The organism is Paractinoplanes pyxinae (genome assembly GCF_026626335.1).
Taxonomy (GTDB): Bacteria; Actinomycetota; Actinomycetes; order Mycobacteriales; family Micromonosporaceae; genus Actinoplanes; species Actinoplanes pyxinae.
Genome location: NZ_JAPNTZ010000004.1, coordinates 647,681 through 663,339 on the forward strand (window position 1 = coordinate 647,681; position 15,659 = coordinate 663,339).

The 15,659-nt window shown below is 72.3% G+C and carries 15 protein-coding genes and 1 pseudogene; 6 read left to right on the forward strand and 10 right to left on the reverse strand.

All coding sequences use genetic code 11. The features are described from left to right. Positions 1–21: 21 nt before the first annotated feature. The 6 genes from OWR29_RS14230 to OWR29_RS14255 form a co-directional block, all read right to left on the reverse strand. The gene (locus OWR29_RS14230) at positions 22–900 is read right to left on the reverse strand and encodes a hypothetical protein (RefSeq protein WP_267563228.1); all 879 of its coding nucleotides are present in this window, start codon (positions 898–900) and stop codon (positions 22–24) included. Between the two features lie 431 nt (positions 901–1,331). Next, on the reverse strand, positions 1,332–1,856 hold the full coding sequence (locus OWR29_RS14235; RefSeq protein WP_267563229.1) for a hypothetical protein: 525 nt from the start codon (positions 1,854–1,856) through the stop codon (positions 1,332–1,334). Between the two features lie 109 nt (positions 1,857–1,965). Beyond that, entirely contained in the window at positions 1,966–2,754 is a 789-nt protein-coding gene (locus OWR29_RS14240; RefSeq protein WP_267563230.1) for an SAM-dependent methyltransferase, read from the reverse strand. A gap of 39 nt (positions 2,755–2,793) precedes the next feature. After that, positions 2,794–3,549, reverse strand: coding sequence for a MerR family transcriptional regulator (locus OWR29_RS14245; RefSeq protein ID WP_267563231.1), 756 nt, complete (start codon positions 3,547–3,549; stop codon positions 2,794–2,796). 5 nt (positions 3,550–3,554) lie between these two features. Then, the gene (locus OWR29_RS14250) at positions 3,555–4,772 is read right to left on the reverse strand and encodes an MFS transporter (protein WP_267563232.1); all 1,218 of its coding nucleotides are present in this window, start codon (positions 4,770–4,772) and stop codon (positions 3,555–3,557) included. Positions 4,773–4,817: 45 nt separating this feature from the next. Then, positions 4,818–5,510: an SDR family NAD(P)-dependent oxidoreductase gene (locus OWR29_RS14255; RefSeq protein WP_267563233.1), complete on the reverse strand. Its 693-nt coding sequence runs from the start codon at positions 5,508–5,510 to the stop codon at positions 4,818–4,820. A 97-nt stretch (positions 5,511–5,607) separates the two neighbouring features. Between OWR29_RS14255 and OWR29_RS14260 the strand changes: the two genes are divergently transcribed. The 4 genes from OWR29_RS14260 (at position 5,608) to OWR29_RS14275 (ending at position 8,772) form a co-directional block, all read left to right on the forward strand. Continuing rightward, a complete protein-coding gene (locus OWR29_RS14260) occupies positions 5,608–6,468 on the forward strand; it encodes a GNAT family N-acetyltransferase (protein ID WP_267563234.1) in 861 nt (286 codons plus the stop codon). Between the two features lie 72 nt (positions 6,469–6,540). Continuing rightward, on the forward strand, positions 6,541–7,794 hold the full coding sequence (locus tag OWR29_RS14265) for an LPXTG cell wall anchor domain-containing protein (protein ID WP_267563235.1): 1,254 nt from the start codon (positions 6,541–6,543) through the stop codon (positions 7,792–7,794). 16 nt (positions 7,795–7,810) lie between these two features. Next, on the forward strand, positions 7,811–8,602 hold the full coding sequence (locus OWR29_RS14270; RefSeq protein ID WP_267563236.1) for a DUF1152 domain-containing protein: 792 nt from the start codon (positions 7,811–7,813) through the stop codon (positions 8,600–8,602). Continuing rightward, the gene (locus OWR29_RS14275; protein ID WP_267563237.1) at positions 8,599–8,772 is read left to right on the forward strand and encodes a hypothetical protein; all 174 of its coding nucleotides are present in this window, start codon (positions 8,599–8,601) and stop codon (positions 8,770–8,772) included. The genes OWR29_RS14270 and OWR29_RS14275 overlap by 4 nt, the downstream gene beginning before the upstream one ends. Here OWR29_RS14275 and map read toward each other — a convergent pair. Continuing rightward, positions 8,769–9,560 (reverse strand): type I methionyl aminopeptidase, encoded by a 792-nt coding sequence (map, locus tag OWR29_RS14280; protein ID WP_267563238.1) that lies wholly within the window; start codon positions 9,558–9,560, stop codon positions 8,769–8,771. The two genes, OWR29_RS14275 and map, sit on opposite strands and share 4 nt — an antisense overlap. Before the next feature lie 67 nt (positions 9,561–9,627). Here map and OWR29_RS14285 point away from each other — a divergent pair, with 67 nt between their 5' ends. Next, positions 9,628–9,897, forward strand: coding sequence for a helix-turn-helix domain-containing protein (locus OWR29_RS14285; RefSeq protein WP_267563239.1), 270 nt, complete (start codon positions 9,628–9,630; stop codon positions 9,895–9,897). Between the two features lie 46 nt (positions 9,898–9,943). Then, a complete protein-coding gene (locus OWR29_RS14290) occupies positions 9,944–10,579 on the forward strand; it encodes a hemerythrin domain-containing protein (protein ID WP_267563240.1) in 636 nt (211 codons plus the stop codon). Here OWR29_RS14290 and OWR29_RS14295 read toward each other — a convergent pair. From OWR29_RS14295 to OWR29_RS14305, 3 genes and pseudogenes are all read right to left on the reverse strand, one after another. Next, positions 10,539–13,649 carry an ATP-binding protein gene (locus tag OWR29_RS14295; protein WP_267563241.1) on the reverse strand — a complete coding sequence of 1,037 codons (3,111 nt, stop codon included), beginning with the start codon at positions 13,647–13,649 and terminating at the stop codon, positions 10,539–10,541. The two genes, OWR29_RS14290 and OWR29_RS14295, sit on opposite strands and share 41 nt — an antisense overlap. A 60-nt stretch (positions 13,650–13,709) precedes the next feature. Continuing rightward, positions 13,710–14,969: pseudogene (locus tag OWR29_RS14300) on the reverse strand (serine/threonine-protein kinase); the annotation flags it as partial. Beyond that, entirely contained in the window at positions 14,921–15,421 is a 501-nt protein-coding gene (locus tag OWR29_RS14305; protein WP_267563275.1) for a GGDEF domain-containing protein, read from the reverse strand. The pseudogene OWR29_RS14300 and the gene OWR29_RS14305, both read right to left, overlap by 49 nt. Between the last annotated feature and the right edge of the window lie 238 nt (positions 15,422–15,659).

Below are 15,659 nucleotides of genomic sequence, written 5' to 3' on the forward strand. Positions count from 1 at the left end.
CCGGTTACGTCCGCGTCCGGGTCAGGGCCCGGCCACCTTGTGGGAGCTCAGCTGGTTGTCGAGGCTGCCCAGGCTGGAGTATGCGTAGCTCAGGGTTCCGACCGACTGCCCGTAGGGCAGCAGCTGGATGTACGCACCCTGGTAGTTGGCGTTGGCGTACGCCCGCACGTAGCTGTTCGAGTAGTTGATGATGCTGCTGGTGTTGTTGTCGATGGCCGTCGCGTTCGGCGGGGCGCCGAACGTCTGGTTGCAGGTCAGCGGGTACGTGGTGCCCTTGAACGTGACCGAGCTGACGACCGTCGTGACGTTGCCCGGCGGGTTCTGCGTGAAGCCGACGCCGAACCGGACGACCTTGTGACTCTTCCCGGCCTCGGTGACCACGACGGTCGGGTCCGCGTCCTCGTACTCGACGCCGCCGGTCACCATGGTCCAAGTGTTGGTGGCGGGCTTGTAGCGGAGCGTCCCGTACGTGCCGGGTCCCTCGTCCACCTCGACCGAGAAGAACGAGGGCTGGTTGGGCGCCACGGAGGCGACGTAGGTTCCCGGCGTCAGGTTTTCCGTGGTGACGCCGCTGATGTTGCGGTGGATCAGGTCGGCCGGCTCGAACTTCAGACCGGCCGCCGTCGCCTCGGGCTCGCGGGCGGTTTCGTCCGCGTTGACGAACCAGCCCTGGAGGTTGGGGCAGTTCGCGAAGCTCGGCGTGGTGAAGTTCGGGTACGACGTCGGCGAGGTGGTCCCGAAGTCGTAGAACTGCCCGGTGAAGCCCGTGTCCTTCCAGACCACGACCTCGCCGGAATCGATGATCTTGTCACCCTGCGCGGCGACGGCCGGCGCGGCAACACCGACTGCGGCCAGTGCACCGGCGGCGATGGCCAGTGCGGCGCCCATTCTACGGATCATTTTGATTGACTCCTCATTGGAGGGACGCACGAATGGGAGATCGTGCGGAGCGAGCCTCGAGATCCTGCCGTGATCGTTTATTGCCGCCGTGCAACTACCCGCGCGCTGGGAGTTGTTCGGCCGATCACCGGCAAATACAGCTGTACTGAGCAGGAGTCTTGCCCGTCCTCCGGGTCGACGTCAATCTATTTCACCCCGGCGACTCGTGAGTGAATTGGTCGATGAATGGGGCGGATTCGGCCTCACCGGTATCGCATTGACGCTTTCATGGTCACGAATGAAATGATTCTTTCGCCGGCCTTCACATGAACCGCAGGCGTCCTCGCCTATTTGGATCAATCGCCTCGTTCCCGGTGCCGAAGGGCCGGGAAAAGCGGCGAGCCGCACCCCCGGCGGGGATGCGGCTCGACTCGGTGGTGCGGTTGTCGACCTCAGGAGGGCGACGGAGTGCCGATCGGCGGGACCTGGCCCGGGCGGGCCGGACGGGCGCCGACGCCGTTGCTGGGGAAGCGGTGACCGTTACCCCGGTGACCGTTGAAGCGGTGGCCGTTAAAGCGGTGGCCGCCGCGGAAGTCGTTGCCCCGGAAGTGGTTGCGGTGACCGCGGATGCCCCACGGGCCGTTCCAGTCGTCGTCGTCCCAGTTGTTCCAGTCGCTCCACGAGTCGAAGCTGACCCGCAGGGCGTAGCCGCCACGGACGCGGTAGCAGTCGTAGTCGTCCCACGCGCCGCGGCGCTCGCCCAGCCGGCCCGCGTAGTGGCACGAGGTGCGGCTGGAGTAGATGTCGATGATGCGGCTCCGGGCCGGGGCCGTCGTCGTCGTCTTGGCAGCGGAACTCGCGCCCTGGGCCGGGGCCTGGGTCGAACCCGTGGTCGCCATGGCGGGAGCGGCGCCGACCGAGACGGCGGCGAAGACGCCCATGCCGGTCATCGTGAGCATTCGAGTAAGTCGGTTCATGTCTACCTTCTCTTGACAGACGCTGTCGAGGAAGATAAGACCACGTAACCTGGGCGAATCCTAGTATTTCGCTGTGAACAACCCCAAAGTATTAAAAACGGAAAAATGACTAGGCCTTTCGGCCGATGCCCCCGTACGAATCCTGGTGGGCCGGCTCGCCGTCGGCGTCCGGCCCCGGCCGCCACCGCGAGACGGTGACCACCCCGGGCTCGACCAGCTCGAGGCCGTCGAAGAAGCGCGCGATGCGTTCCGGGCTGCGCAGATAGTAGTTGTGGCCGCCGTCGCTGGAGACCTTCTGCCCCTCCACGATCTTGGCGCTGGTGTCGGTGCCGTCGTAGAAGGCCAGGTAGCTGCCGGACGGGAGCAGGCCGACCAGCCCGCGCACGATGCCCAGCGCCTCGTCGTCGTCCTCGACGTGGCCCAGGATGCCCATCAGCATGAGCGCGATCGGCTGCTCGAAGTCGAGCGTCCGCGCGGCCTCCCGCCGGATCGTCGCGGTGTCGGTCAGCTCGGCGTCGACGAAGTCGGTGGCGCCCTGCGGCGAGCTGTCGAGCAGGACCCGGGCGTGGGCCAGGACGAGCGGGTCGTGGTCGACGTAGACGACGCGCGACTCGGGAGCCAGCCGCTGGGCCACCTCGTGCGTGTTGTCGGCGGTGGGCAGCCCGGTGCCGATGTCGAGGAACTGGCGGATGCCCGCCTCGCCGGCCAGGTAGCCGACCGTACGGGCCAGGAAGGCGCGGCAAGCCTGCGCGTTCTCGACGATCTCGGGGAACACCTCACGCACCTGGTCGCCGACGGCCCGGTCGACCGGATAGTTGTCGGTGCCGCCGAGCCAGTAGTTCCAGACGCGTGCGCTGTGCGGCACGCTCGTGTCGATCTGGGGTCCGCCGTCACTCATGATGGGTGCCTCCCGTCCACGATGGAGGACCGGAGTATTTCAGTTCGGGCGCGGTCCCGATGCCCCGTCGGCGTTCGCGACCAGCCGGGCCAGGAAGCGTTGCTGAGCGTCGTTGAGAACCGTTTCCTGGTACGCCGTGACGAGCGCACCGGTACGCGGATCCACGCCTTCGAAGCCGTCGTAGCTCAGGTGACCCAGCGCGCGGTGGAAGTCGGCGACCAGCCGGTCGATGTCGGCGTCCGGCGCGTCCGGTTCGAGCGCCGCGAACCGGACGGTCAGCGCGGTGGTGGCCGCCAGCACGTCCGGCTCGGCCACCTGCCGCAGCAGCCCGGCCAGGGCGGCCCGGCCGTCCTCGTCCAGGCGGTGGTGCAGCAGCATCACGACGTCACGGTCGTGCTGCAGCATCCGGGCCGGCAGCTCGGGTGCGGCGCCCAGACTCGCCAGCACGCCGGCCAGATCCGGCGGCGTGTCCGGGCCGGCTCCGGCCGCGCGTAGCCGGGCGATCACCTCGCGGCGGGCGGTCAGCCGCTCGATCTGCTGGGCGAGTTCCCGGTCGAGCTCGTCGAGCACCGTGCCCGCCCGGTCGCCGGTCTCGAGCAGCGGCGGGATCTCGTCGAGGGCGACGCCGAGCTCGGCCAGGCGCCGGATCCGGAGCAGCCGCACCAGGTCGCCCACCGTGTAGTCGCGATAGCCGTTGGCCCGCCGGGCCGGTTCGGGCAGCACCCCGACCTGATGGTAGTGGCGGAGCGTACGGACGCTGACCCCGGCCATCCGGGCGATCTCGCCGCTGTTCATCCCGGTCAGCGTACGAGCTCGGGCTCGGCGGCCGGCCGCGGTTCCAGGTCGCGCAACGCCCGTACGCCGATGGCGACCACCCCCGTGACGAGCCAGACGGCGGCGAGGACGATCGCGCCGGTCCGAGCGCCCGACCCGTCGACCAGCAGTGCGGCGCCGCCCATGCCGAGCGCCGGAGCCAGGGTGAGGATCGAGTTCTGCAGGCCCATGATCCGGCCCCGCATCGCGTCCGGGATGCGTTCGACCATCAGGACGCCCATCAGGCTGCCGAACAGGCCGTTGCCCAGCCCGACCAGTGCCGCGGCGCCGAGCACGAGCCACGGGTGGGCCAGCGTCGCCATCGCGCCGAAGCCGCCGATCGTGATCAGCATCCCGGTCACGAACCAGGTGCGCCGGCGGCCCCGGCCACCCGCCGCGGCGTACGTGCCGCCACCGAGCAGCAGCCCGGCGGCGAGCGCGCTGAGCACCAGGCCCAGCATCTCCGGCCGCTGCTCGAGGGTGAAGTAGACCGGCAGGACCAGCGCCTGGAAGCCGGCCAGCACCACGACCAGGCCGGCGCTGAGCAGCGTGGTCGTCCGCAGGAAGGGCGAGCCGGCCAGCGTGCGCCAGCCGTCGCGCAGCACCACCCGCTGCCGGCCGGCCCCCGGCGGGATCGCACCGGCCGTACGGGGAATGAGCAAGGTGACCAGAGCGGCGGCGGCCGAGGTAGCCGCGGTCACCCACAACACGGTGACGCCGTCGAAGGCCGCGATCAGGGTCGCCCCGATCGCCGGACCGATGAGCATGACCACCGCGCCGAGCGCCTCCCGCAGGCCCAGCAGCCGCTCGGCGCCCATCCGCCCGGCCCGGACGACGCCCGGGATCATCGCCTCGCGAGCGGTCAGCCCCGGCACGTCCCCGAACGAGCCGACCACCGCGAACAGCACGAACCAGCCCAGGCCGAGCCCGACCGTGGCGTCGACCAGCGGCAGCGCGGCGATCGAGAGGGCCGAGATCACGTCGGTCAGCACCGACGCCGTCCGCCGGTTGATGCGGTCGATCACCACGCCCATGACCAGCCCCGCGACGGCCGCCGGCACCGCCGAGGCGACGGCCACCGTCCCGGTGGCGAGCACGCTGCCGGTGGTCTGCAGCACCAGCAACGGCAACACCACCCCGGCGATGGAGTTGCCCAGCAGGGACAGGACGTAGGAGGCCAGGTAGGCCGTCGACACGCGGTTCATGCCGCCCATGGCAAACCATGACGCCGCGTCGGGGTCAAACCCCGGCTACCAGGGCACCGTGCCGTTGCGGTCGGTGAACGTGGCGGTCGGCGTGTCCGGGCCGAGAGTGGCCAGGCGTACGACGGCGTCCGTGCCCTCCTCGACGGTCTGCGGGCCGGTGTTGCCGTTGGTGTCGGTCGGGGTCCAGCCCGGGTCGACGGCGTTGAAGCGGATGCCGGGCAGAGCCTTCGCGTACGAGACGGCGAGCATGGTCGCGGCGGCCTTCGAGGGGCTGTAGGCGGGAACCACCCACTCGCCCCACTCGGTCTCGGTCATCTGATGGAACGAGCCGAGCCCGCTGGACACGTTGATCACCGACGGCGCCGGGGCCGCGCGCAGCAGCGGGAGGAAGGCGTGGGTGACACGCACGATCCCGAACACGTTGACATCGAAGACAGTCCGGAAGTCGTCGACGGTCAGGTCGGTGCCCGGAACGCTGCCGCCGGCGTTGATGCCCGCGTTGTTGATCAGAACATCGAGGTGACCGAGTTCCGAGCGCAGCGACGCGGCGGCGGCCTCGACCGAGGCGTCGTCGGTCACGTCGAGCTGCACGAAGCGGGCGCCGAGCTCGGCTGCGGCGATCTTCCCGCGCTCCGGGTCACGGGCGCCGATCCACACGTCGTGCCCGGCCGCGATCAGCCGCCGCGCGGTGGCGAAGCCGAGGCCCTTGTTGGCCCCGGTGATCAAGGTGTTGGTCATGACTCGATGCTCGGCCCGCCGACACGCCCGTACCAGGCGCCGCTTGTCGGTAGGAATATCGTTACCAGTCACCGCAGCGAGGTGGTTGGGTCGGCCCATGTCGATCGTGATGCGGGTGGCGACGCCGGATGCGCTGGGCGAGATCGTGGAGGCGGTGGCGGGCTTTCAGCGACCCGGGCGGCCGGTGCAGCTTCATCCGGGCGACCTCGGGTGGAACTGGAGCCTGGGCATGCAGAAGCTGGCCGACGCGGTGCGGGTGTGGAGCCGGGACGGCGAAATCGTGGCCGTCGGCATGGGCGACGACGACGGCTTGATCCGCATGGGCATCGCCCCGAGCGCCGGCGACGACGCCGTACTGGCGGGTCGGATTCTGGACGATCTGCCCGACGGGTACCGCGCCGTCGAGGCCCGGTCGGGCCGGGCGTTCCGGGCGCTTCTCGACAGCAGCGGCTGGGTGGCCGACGAGTCGTGGACCCCGTTGACGCGTGACCTCGCGAAGCCGGTCGAGGACTGCGGGCTCCGGGTCGAGACGATCGACCCTCACGACGTACGGGATCAGCTTCTGCACGACCGGGTCGCGGTGCAGCGGGCGGCGTTCCCCACGTCTACGTTCACAGTGGAGCGCTGGCGCACGATGGCCGCCGCGCCGGCCTACCGCCGGGCTCGATGCCTCGTGGCCTACGACAACGCCGGCAACGCGGTGGCCACGGCGACAGTCTGGACGGCCGGCCCGGGACGACCGGGTCTGCTCGAACCCCTGGGGGTGCACCGCGACCACCGCGGACAGGGTCACGGCCGGGCCATCACCGTCGCCGCGGCCGCCGCCTTGCAAGAGATGGGTTCCTCCCACGCGACGGTGTGCACCCCGACCGCCAACACCGGCGGCGTGGCCACGTACGTCTCGGCGGGCTTCGAGCAGCACCCACCCGTCACCGACTTCCGCCGCCCGAGCAGGTGACCGAAAGGACCATAGCGGGCCCGGCCCGGCGCGCGTATAACGGTCGGGGCTTCAATCGATCATGGGGGATTCGTGTTCAAGCTTCACCGTCTGGTGGCGGCGGCGGCCGCTGTTGGTGCTCTTGTCGGGGCTGTGCCGTCGCCGGCTGTGGCGGCGCCGGTGGAGGCGCCGTTCCGGCTCGTGGTGCCGGATGTGGGCGTATCGAACGTTACGGGGTCCTACGTTCCGCCGGTTCTGGTTCCGGGGGAGTCGGCTCCGCAGTCGCTCGCCGGGGTGCGGATCACCGTGGACGCCGGCGAGGTCGCCGGGTTCGCCTCGGTCTCGTTCATGGCGCGGGAGTGCTCGGTCAGCTGTGACCTCGGGGCGATGGGCGCGCCGGGAACGTGGCGGCTGCCGCAGATGCTCGTCAAGCCCAAGGCGGGTGCGGCGGTCGGGACGTCCGGGTCGGTCGAGGTGACGGTCCGGGCCGACGGGTACGAGCCGGTGGTCGCGACGGCGAAGCTGACGGTCACCGATGTGGACGTCGTCGCCGGGCCGCCCGTCGCCACGTACACCGTCCGCAACGGGACCGAGAAGGCCCAGGTCGTTCTGCAGGTGACGAACCGTGGCCGGGAGACCGTCTCCGATCTGACGTTCGCCTTCGCCGGCGACCCCGGCCTGCGGTGGCGGCCGTCCGCCCCGGACGTGAACTGCCGGTACGGCGGGGGCGGCGTCTCCCGCGAGGTCTTCTACGGGCCGGAGATGTTCTGCGACGTGCACAACTTCGACCTGGAGCCGGGGCAGACGTACGAGCTGACCGACTCCGGTCTGATGGCGCCCGAGGGCGAGCTCGGCGACCGGTACGCGTTCCGGGCGACGTTCTGGGCCGGGCCGGGAGCCGAGAACGTGACCGACGCGCTCCGCCAGCTGCCGGGCATGTACGCGTACTCGCACGGCATCAACGCGCCGCGGCGGATCCCTGCGGGCAGCGGCGCGCCGGTCAGCTCCGGCCTCATGGTGGTGGGCGCCCTCACGGTGGGCGCGCCGGCGACGACCACGCCTCCGGGCACACCGGGCGAGCCGGTGCCGAGCGCAACCGCGACTCCGGGTGAGCCCACGCCCTCGGCCGAGCCGACGACGCCCGGAGAGTCCCCGACCCCGGGTGAGACCGCGACCGTGATCCCGGCACCGGGCCAGGGCGGTGGCGGCGGCGACGGCGACGGCGGTGGCCTGCCCGTCACCGGCAGCAACGTGACGATCGCCGCCGGGCTGGGCGTGCTGCTGCTGGCCGCGGGAGCGGCCGCGTTCGTGACGGCCCGTCGCCGTCGCACCCGTTTCACGGCCTGACCAAGAAGTGCAGGCGGTGACGTTCTCGCTGGGCACCCCACCGCTTTTCGATGCGCTGTCTTCGGCGAGAAATGTGCTGATCGCGGGGGCCGGCGGCGGGTTCGATGTGTACGCCGGACTTCCGCTGGCCTTGGCGCTGCGGGAGCGCGGCGCCGGGGTGCACCTGGCCAACCTGTCGTTCTCCGAGCTGGAGCTGGTCGACCGCGAGTCGTGGGTGGCCGACCACGTCGTGGCGGTGACGCCGGCGTCGGTCAGCCCGGACTGGTACTTCCCCGAGGGCGCGCTGAGCCGCTGGCTGCACGGGCATGACCTGCCGTCGACCGTGTACGCCTTCCCGCCGCTGGGCGTCCAGTCGCTGCGGGAGGCGTACCGCTACCTGGTCGAGCGGCTGGAGCTGGACGCGATCGTCCTGGTCGACGGCGGCACCGACATTCTGCTGCGCGGGGACGAGAACGAGCTCGGCACGCCGGTCGAGGACATCACCAGCCTGGCCGCCGTGGCCGGCCTCGACGTGCCGGTGAAGCTGGTGACCTGTCTCGGCTTCGGCATCGACGCCAACGACGGCGTCAACCACGTGCAGGTGCTCGAGAACATCGCCGCCCTCGATCGTGCGGGCGCCTACTTCGGTGCGCTTTCATTCCCCGTACGAGCAAGGAAGCGACCCTCTACCGCGATGCTGTCGCCCACGCGGCCGCCGCCACGCCGGACCGGCCAAGCATCGTCAACGGGCAGATCGCGGCGGCCACCGACGGCGCGTTCGGGAACGTGCAGTTCACCCGGCGCACCAGCGGCAGCACCCTGTTCGTGAATCCGCTGATGGCCGGGTACTTCACCGTCGGCCTGGACGCGTTGGCCGCCCGATGCCTCTACCTGGACCGCATCGAGAACACATACGGCCGCCGCCAGGTGATCACCCGCATCCAGGCCTTCCGTGACGAGCTCGCCACGACCCGCATTCCGCGGGCGTTCCCGCACTAAGCGGCGTTGGAGGGGACGAAGGCGGGGCGGCGGGTCAGCACCTCGGGGCCGGCGGGGGTGATGGCCACCGTGTGCTCGGAGTGGGCGGTGCGGGAGCCGTCGGCCGAGCGGATCGTCCAGCCGTCCTTGTCGTACTTGATTTTGTCGGTGGTCTTGCACAGCCAGGGCTCGATGGCCACGGTCAGGCCGGGGTCGAGGCGCAGGCCGCGGCGGGCCCGGCCGTCGTTCGAGATGTGCGGCGCCTCGTGCATGGTGCGGCCGATGCCGTGACCGCCGAATTCGTGGTTCACGCCGTAGCCGTACGAGTGGGCGACCTTCCCGATGGCCGCGGAGATGTCGCCGATGCGGCCGCCGGGCTGGGCCGCCTTGATGGCCGCCTCCAGCGCCACCTCGGTCGCCTCGATCAGCTTCAGGTCGGCCGGGTCGGGCGTGCCCACCACGAACGACAGCGCCGAGTCGGCCGCCCAGCCGTCGATGGCCAGCGCCATGTCGATGCTGAGCAGGTCGCCGTCGCGCAGCACGTAGTCGTGGGGCAGGCCGTGCAGCACGGCGTCGTTGACCGACAGGCACAGCACGTTGCGGAACGGGCCGCGGCCGAACGAGGGGGCGTAGTCCCAGTAGCAGGACTCGGCGCCGCGCTCCTTGATCCGCTTGCGGGCGTGGTGCTCGATGTCCATCAGGTTGACGCCGACCGCGGCGACACCGCTCAGCTCGGCCAGCAGTTCACCGACGAACTGGCCGGCCACCGCCATCTTGCCGATCTCGTCGGCCGACTTGAGCTCGATCACTTGTGGTCTCCTTCGCGACGCCCTCGGTATTTTTATACCACGCGCGATCGGCGGTATTGTGCTGGGCATGGTTCGCCGACCCCTCACGCCCGAACAGATCGCCGCGGGCCGGCGTCTCGGCGCCGCCCTGCGCACCGCGCGCGGCGACCGCGGCCTGATCGAGGTGGCTCTCGCGGCCGGCATTTCGCCCGAGACGCTGCGCAAGATCGAGGCGGGCCGCCTGCCCGCCCCCGCGTTCGGCACCGTGGTCGGGCTCAGCCAGGCTCTCGACGTCCCGCTCGAGATGCTGGCCGAGGTGTGGCTGGCCGCCGACATCCCCGTACGCCAGGCATCTTAAGTCGCTCTTCAGCCGGTCAAAGGTGGGGCCGGGCACGGTACAGGGCATGAACAACGAACCCACCGGGCTGCTGCTGGCCCACCGCGCCATGCTCCGCGACCTCGACCGCCTGGCCGAGCTGACGAAGTCGCTGACCGCCACGAAGACGGACCGCAAGAGGGCCGTCGCGATCGCCGACTACATCACCGACTTCTGCGACAGCATCCACCACCATCACAGCGCCGAGGACGACGTGCTGTGGCCGGTGCTCGAGCGCGCGGCCGGCGCCCACGTCGACCTCACCGAGCTGACCGACGACCACGCCGTGCTGGATCCCAAGCTTTCCCGCGTACGCGAGGGGGCCGCCGCGCTGAAGTCGGGCCACACCGTCTCGCCCGAGCTGGCCGCCGACCTGGCCGACCTGCGGGACACGCTGCACGAGCACATCGCCGACGAGGAGCGCACGATCGTGCCGCTCATCAAGCAGTACGTCTCGGACGACGAGTGGAACCGGGTCGAGGCGGCCATCCGCAAGCGGGGCGCCAAGATGAGCTTCGAGGTGCCGCGCATCCTGGCCGTGAGCACCGGCGACGAGCTGGCCGAGGCCCGGCGCGAGGGCGGCCTTCCGGTCGCCCTGATGATCAAGCTGATGCCGCTGCCGTTCAGGCGCCGCGAGAGCCTGGTGTTCGGAGGCTCTCGGTGAGGGCCGCAGCTGATTTCGCGTACGCGGGATCGCCCGTCAACGCGTGCAGGGCCGCATCGACCGGTCCGGCGTAGAGGGTGCCCGAGTCGAGCCCGGCGACCCGGCCGGCGAACGGCAGCAACTCGGCGAGCAGTGATGCGCCGGTTTCGACGTCGCCGAGCCGGGCCGCCGCGTGCGCCCGCAGCGTGGTGAACCCCAGCCAGTAGTAGTTGCGGTCGATCGGCCGGCGCCCGGCCCACACCTGTCGGGCCACCTCCGGGTCGCCCGCGTCGAGCAGCGCCAGCACCAGCGGGTCGCTCACCCGGCCCGGGTACACGGCCTCGACCGCGGTCAGCTCGTCGCGCAGCGGGGCGAAGTCGCCGCGGGCCACCGCCGCCCCGACCCGCCCGACGGTGGCCATGGCGGCGCCGTTGAGCGCGCCGTGCTCGGCCAGCCGCCGGCTCACCTCCTCGTACCGGTCGAGGGCTTCGTCGACCCGCCCGGCCAGCAGCTCGAGCAGCGCCGTGAAGATGCCGACCACCGCCAGCAGGCTGCCCAGCTGGCCGGTGGTCGAGCGGGCCACGGCCAGTTCCATCTCGGCCCGGGCCCGGTCGAGCTCGGTGTGGGCGGCCGAGTCGAGGAAGAGCAGCCAGTGCGCGACCGCCTCGTGGTCGATCTGGCCGGCCGCGACCGCGCACGCCAGGTACTCCTCGGCCACCGCCCGGCGTTCCTCGCGCAGGTCCGGGCCGAGTGCCGCGTACGCCCGCACGTTGAGCGCCGCGCACAGCAGGCGCGCGTCGTCCACCCCGCGGGCCAGGGTCAGGGCCCCGGCGCTGACCCGCTGGGCTTCGGCCTCGTCGTATCCCTCCAGCTCGCGGAAGAGGGCGAGAAGGAGCCGTACGCGCAGGTCGTCGGGAAGGTCGCCGGTGAGCCGGGCTTCGATGGCGGCGACGGCGGCCGCTGACGGTTCACGCCCGTCGCGGGTGGTCCAGATGAGCGGCGCGTCCCAGGCCACCAGCAATTCGGTGTCGTCGTGGGCGGCGAGCGCGTTCAGATAGATGGACCGCGCCCGTACGAAGTCGCCGGCCCGCGCGTGCGCGGTGACGGCCGGCGCCAGCAGCTCGACGGCCGGACCGGTGGCCCGGGTGCCGGCCAGCTGCCGCAACCGCAGCGCCTGCCGCCATTCGCCGGCCGCTTCCCGCCACGATCCGGCGCGCTCGGCCGCGCGGGCGGCGTTTACCGCGTACGGAACTGCCTCACTCGCCGTGGCCGGGCCGGCCGCCGCGGCCGCGTGCCGGGCCAGGGTGGCCGCGTCCGCCTGGCCGTCCAGCGTCTCGAGGGCGCGGGTGTGCAACCGCGCCCGGCGCAGCAGGGGAGTGTCCTCGTAGAGCGTGTCCCGCACCAGCGCGTGCGTGAACCGCACCTGCCCGGGCGCGGGCTCGTCGAGCAGCCCGGCCAGCACCGCCGCCTCCAGCGAGTCGAGCAGGTCGTCCGGCTCGCGCCCGGCCACCGCGGCCAGCACGTCCAGGTCGGCCTCGCGCCCCAGCACGGCCACCTGCCGCAGCGTGGTCGCCACGGCGTCGGGCAGGCGGGCGATACGGCGGCGCAACACTTCCCGTACGCCCGCGGGGATGCCCGACCCGGCCGCGCCGGCGCCCTCGGCCGCGATCAGCCGGGCCAGCTCGCGCACGAACAGCGGGTTGCCGTTGGTGCGCTCGGCCACCATGGCCAGCAGCTCGGGACCGGCCTCGGCCAGCCCGTGCCGGCGGGCCAGTTCGGCCACGGCGGCCGGGGCCAGCCCGCGCAGCACCAGGTGGGCCGCGGTGGCGCCGAGCAGCGCGCCGATGGTCGCGTCGAGCTCGTCGCCGCGGTCGGTGGTGCGATAGGTGACCAGCACGAGCAGCGGTCGCCCGGCCTGCTGGGCGACCACCTGCCGCAGCAGCTGCAGGGTGAGGTCGTCGGCGCGGTGCACGTCGTCGAGCAGCACGGCCGTGCGCCCGGTGTCGAGCGCGGCGGCGATCGACCGGCCCAGCTCGAACGGGTTGGGGGATTCGGCCCCGGCCAGGCCGGTCGTGTTCAGGGCTTCGGCCCAGGGCCAGCCGGGTGGGGCGCCCGACACCTCGGGGCAGCGCCCGCGGCGGGTCTGCCAGCCCACCTCGGCCAGCATGGCCAGCGCCGCCTCGGCCAGGGTGGTCTTGCCGGCGCCGGCCTCACCGCCGATCAGGACGACGCGCGCGCCGTGCAGCGCGGCCTCCTCGGCGGCGGCCGCCACGGTGGCCAGTTCCGCCTCGCGGCCCCAGGTGGCCGGCGCGGCGAGGACCGGAACGGCGACCTCGCCCAGCAGCGCCGGGGCCTGGGTGAGGATGGCCGATTCGAGCGCGCGCAGCACCGGCCCGGGGTCGACGCCCAGCTCGTCGGCCAGGTGGTCGCGGGTGCGGCGCAGCACGGCCAGCGCGTCGCCCTGGCGCCCGCACCGGTAGAGGGCGAGCGCGAGCAAGCGTACGGCGGCCTCGCGGCCCGGGTTGTCGTGCAGGTGGCGCTCCAGTTCGGCGACCACCACAGCCGAGCGGCCCAGCGCGAGCTGCGCCTCGGCCCGGGACTCGACGGCCAGCAGCCGCAGCTCGGCCAGGCGGGCCACCTCGGGCACGGCCCACGGCTCGGCCGCCACTTCGGCGTACGCGTCCCCCTGCCAGCACTCCAGCGCGTCGGTCAGCAGTCGCAGCTGGTCGGCGGGCGCGGCCGTGGCGGACCGGCGTACCAGGGCGTCGAAGCGCCACGCATCCACGGCCTCGGGCGGCAGCCGCAGCGCGTACCCGGGCGGGGCGCTGACCAGCACGGTGGCCGGGGTGCGCGGGGCCCGCCCCGGTTCGAGCGCCCGGCGCAGATGGGAGATGTGCACCTGCAACGTGGCCAGGGCCTTGGCCGGCGCGTCGGCGCCGCCCCACAAGTCGTCGACGAGGCGGTCGGCCGAGACGACCTCGCCACCCGCGACAGCGAGACGTGCGAGCACGGCCCGCTGCCGCGGCCCACCGAGGTCGGCGGCTGCGCCCCGGACGGTGGCGCGCAGCGGGCCCAGAACGGAGAGGAACACTGCCCGTAAGGTACCCGGAAGATCCCTCGGCGCGGCCCCTCCGAAAGGCTGATATCCAGGTCAGGGGGTACGGCTGATCCGCTCGTAGGTGTCGGTCGAGACGTCGCGGTTGCCGTAGCTGATCAGGGTGGTGTCGGAACACAGGTAGGGCAGGTCGCCGCCCACCGACTCGATGCGCTTGTCCATGACCGTGCGGCCGTTGCGGGTGATCGTGAGCGTGCGGCTGCCCCGGATCTCGCTCGAGTAGATGCGGCCGTTGCGGGTGCGGACGCGGCCCGTCTCGGTGCCGCGGAATGTCTCGACGTACCTGGCGCCCTTGATCGTGGCGGTCAGCGGCCCGGACTTGTTCCAGTCGGTCAGCACCCGGCCGTCCGGGAAGATCCGCATGAGCACGCCGCGGCCGCCGATGAACCGCGAGTCGACCCCCTCGAAGTGGTTGACCACCTCGATCGTGGTCTGCCGCCACCGCCCGACCAGGCAGTCGTCGAGCAGCGGGTTCGTCTTCTTGGGGGCCGGCTTCGAGGAGGACGGCGGTGCGGGTCTCGAGGGCGAGGGGACCGCGGCCGGAGTGTCGCCGCCGGAGCGGCCGGCGGCCCACGCGATGCCGCCTGCCAGCAGCACCACCACGGCCACACCGGCCGCGATCCCGACCGTGCGCGAGCGGGCCCTCAGCGGCAGCAGCACGGTGTGGGCGGTGGCGGTCGGGCCGTCAGCGCGCTGCGCTTCGGTCGGGGCGGCCACGGTGTCCGAGGGCGCGACGACCGTGTCGGAGGTGGGCTTGCGGCGGGGCTTCTGCGGTGGCAGGGCGGCCACCGCGGCGAGCAGGGGCCGGGCCTGGTCGGCGGTGAGGCGGCGGGCCGGATCCTTCTCGAGGAGTCCCTTGATGACGGGCCACACCTTCCCGCCGTACGCGGGAGGGGTTGGTCTTGACGTGAGAACGGCCGCGAAGGTGGCCTGCGTGTCCTCCCGCTGGAACGGAGAGGTTCCGGTCAGTGCGGCATAGAGCGTGACGCCGAGCGCCCACAAGTCACCCGCCGTCGTGGCCGGCTTGCCGTTGATCCGCTCGGGCGCCAGATACGACGGCGACCCCACGAGCTGGCCCGTGGCGGTGAGCGCGGTCGCGTCGTCGATGGCCGCGATGCCGAAGTCGGTCAGCACCACCCGGTCGCCGTCGAGCAGGATGTTGGCCGGCTTCACGTCCCGGTGCAGGATGCCCTCGCGGTGCGCCGCGCGCAGGGCGTCGAGCACGGCGAGCCGCGCCTGCCCCTGGGTCACATAGAGAAACTTAGTGGTTCCGCGCTCTTGCGCCGCGCCTTGGTGCGGTACATGGCGGCGTCGGCCTCGCGCAGCAGGTGGCCCGCGTCGGCCGGGGAGCCGGTGGCCAGGCCGACGCTGGCGCCGACCGTGACGTCGGCCAGGCCGGGCAGCATGATCGGCGCCTCGATGGCGGCGGCCAGCCCGTCTGCGGTGGCCGGGCCCGGCACCAGGACGGCGAACTCGTCGCCGCCGAGCCGGACGGCCAGCCCGTCGTGCGGTGTCCAGGCCGTCAGGCGCTCGGCCACGGCCACCAGCACCTGGTCGCCCGCGTGGTGGCCGTAGGAGTCGTTGACCGGCTTGAACCCGTCCAGGTCGACGAGCAGCACGCTGACCGGCTCGCCGGCCGGCAGCTCCCCGAGGCGCTGCTCGAGCAGGCTGCGGTTGGCCAGGCCGGTCAGCGCGTCGTGGGTGGCCCGGTGGCGCAGTTCGTCGTGCAGCTCGCGCACCTCGGCCATCTTGTTGTCCAGCTCGGCCAGCAGTCGCTCGTTGTCGGTGAACGCCGCGACCTGCCGGGACAGCACCAGCGCGGTGATCGCCACCGCGCCCACGGCGACACCCCAGATCCGCAGGTCGCCGCCGCGGCCGAGCAGCGCGGCAACCAGCAGCAGCTGCACGGCCACGACGGCCACGTACGGCAGCCGGCTCGACCGCCGCCGGGCCGGCTCGGCGGGCCGGGGGGGGGGCCCCCCCCCT

Excerpts from the sequence above, each read along its gene's own strand:
- OWR29_RS14285 (WP_267563239.1), top strand. The coding sequence starts at position 9,628 with ATGGTTCGCCGACCCCTCACGCCCGAACAGATCGCCGCGGGCCGGCGT.
- OWR29_RS14305 (WP_267563275.1), bottom strand. The coding sequence starts at position 15,421 with ATGGCCGAGGTGCGCGAGCTGCACGACGAACTGCGCCACCGGGCCACC.
- OWR29_RS14235 (WP_267563229.1), bottom strand. The coding sequence starts at position 1,856 with ATGAACCGACTTACTCGAATGCTCACGATGACCGGCATGGGCGTCTTC.
- OWR29_RS14260 (WP_267563234.1), top strand. The coding sequence starts at position 5,608 with ATGTCGATCGTGATGCGGGTGGCGACGCCGGATGCGCTGGGCGAGATC.
- OWR29_RS14290 (WP_267563240.1), top strand. The coding sequence starts at position 9,944 with ATGAACAACGAACCCACCGGGCTGCTGCTGGCCCACCGCGCCATGCTC.
- OWR29_RS14245 (WP_267563231.1), bottom strand. The coding sequence starts at position 3,549 with ATGAACAGCGGCGAGATCGCCCGGATGGCCGGGGTCAGCGTCCGTACG.
- OWR29_RS14250 (WP_267563232.1), bottom strand. The coding sequence starts at position 4,772 with ATGAACCGCGTGTCGACGGCCTACCTGGCCTCCTACGTCCTGTCCCTG.
- OWR29_RS14240 (WP_267563230.1), bottom strand. The coding sequence starts at position 2,754 with ATGAGTGACGGCGGACCCCAGATCGACACGAGCGTGCCGCACAGCGCA.
- OWR29_RS14230 (WP_267563228.1), bottom strand. The coding sequence starts at position 900 with ATGATCCGTAGAATGGGCGCCGCACTGGCCATCGCCGCCGGTGCACTG.
- OWR29_RS14255 (WP_267563233.1), bottom strand. The coding sequence starts at position 5,510 with ATGACCAACACCTTGATCACCGGGGCCAACAAGGGCCTCGGCTTCGCC.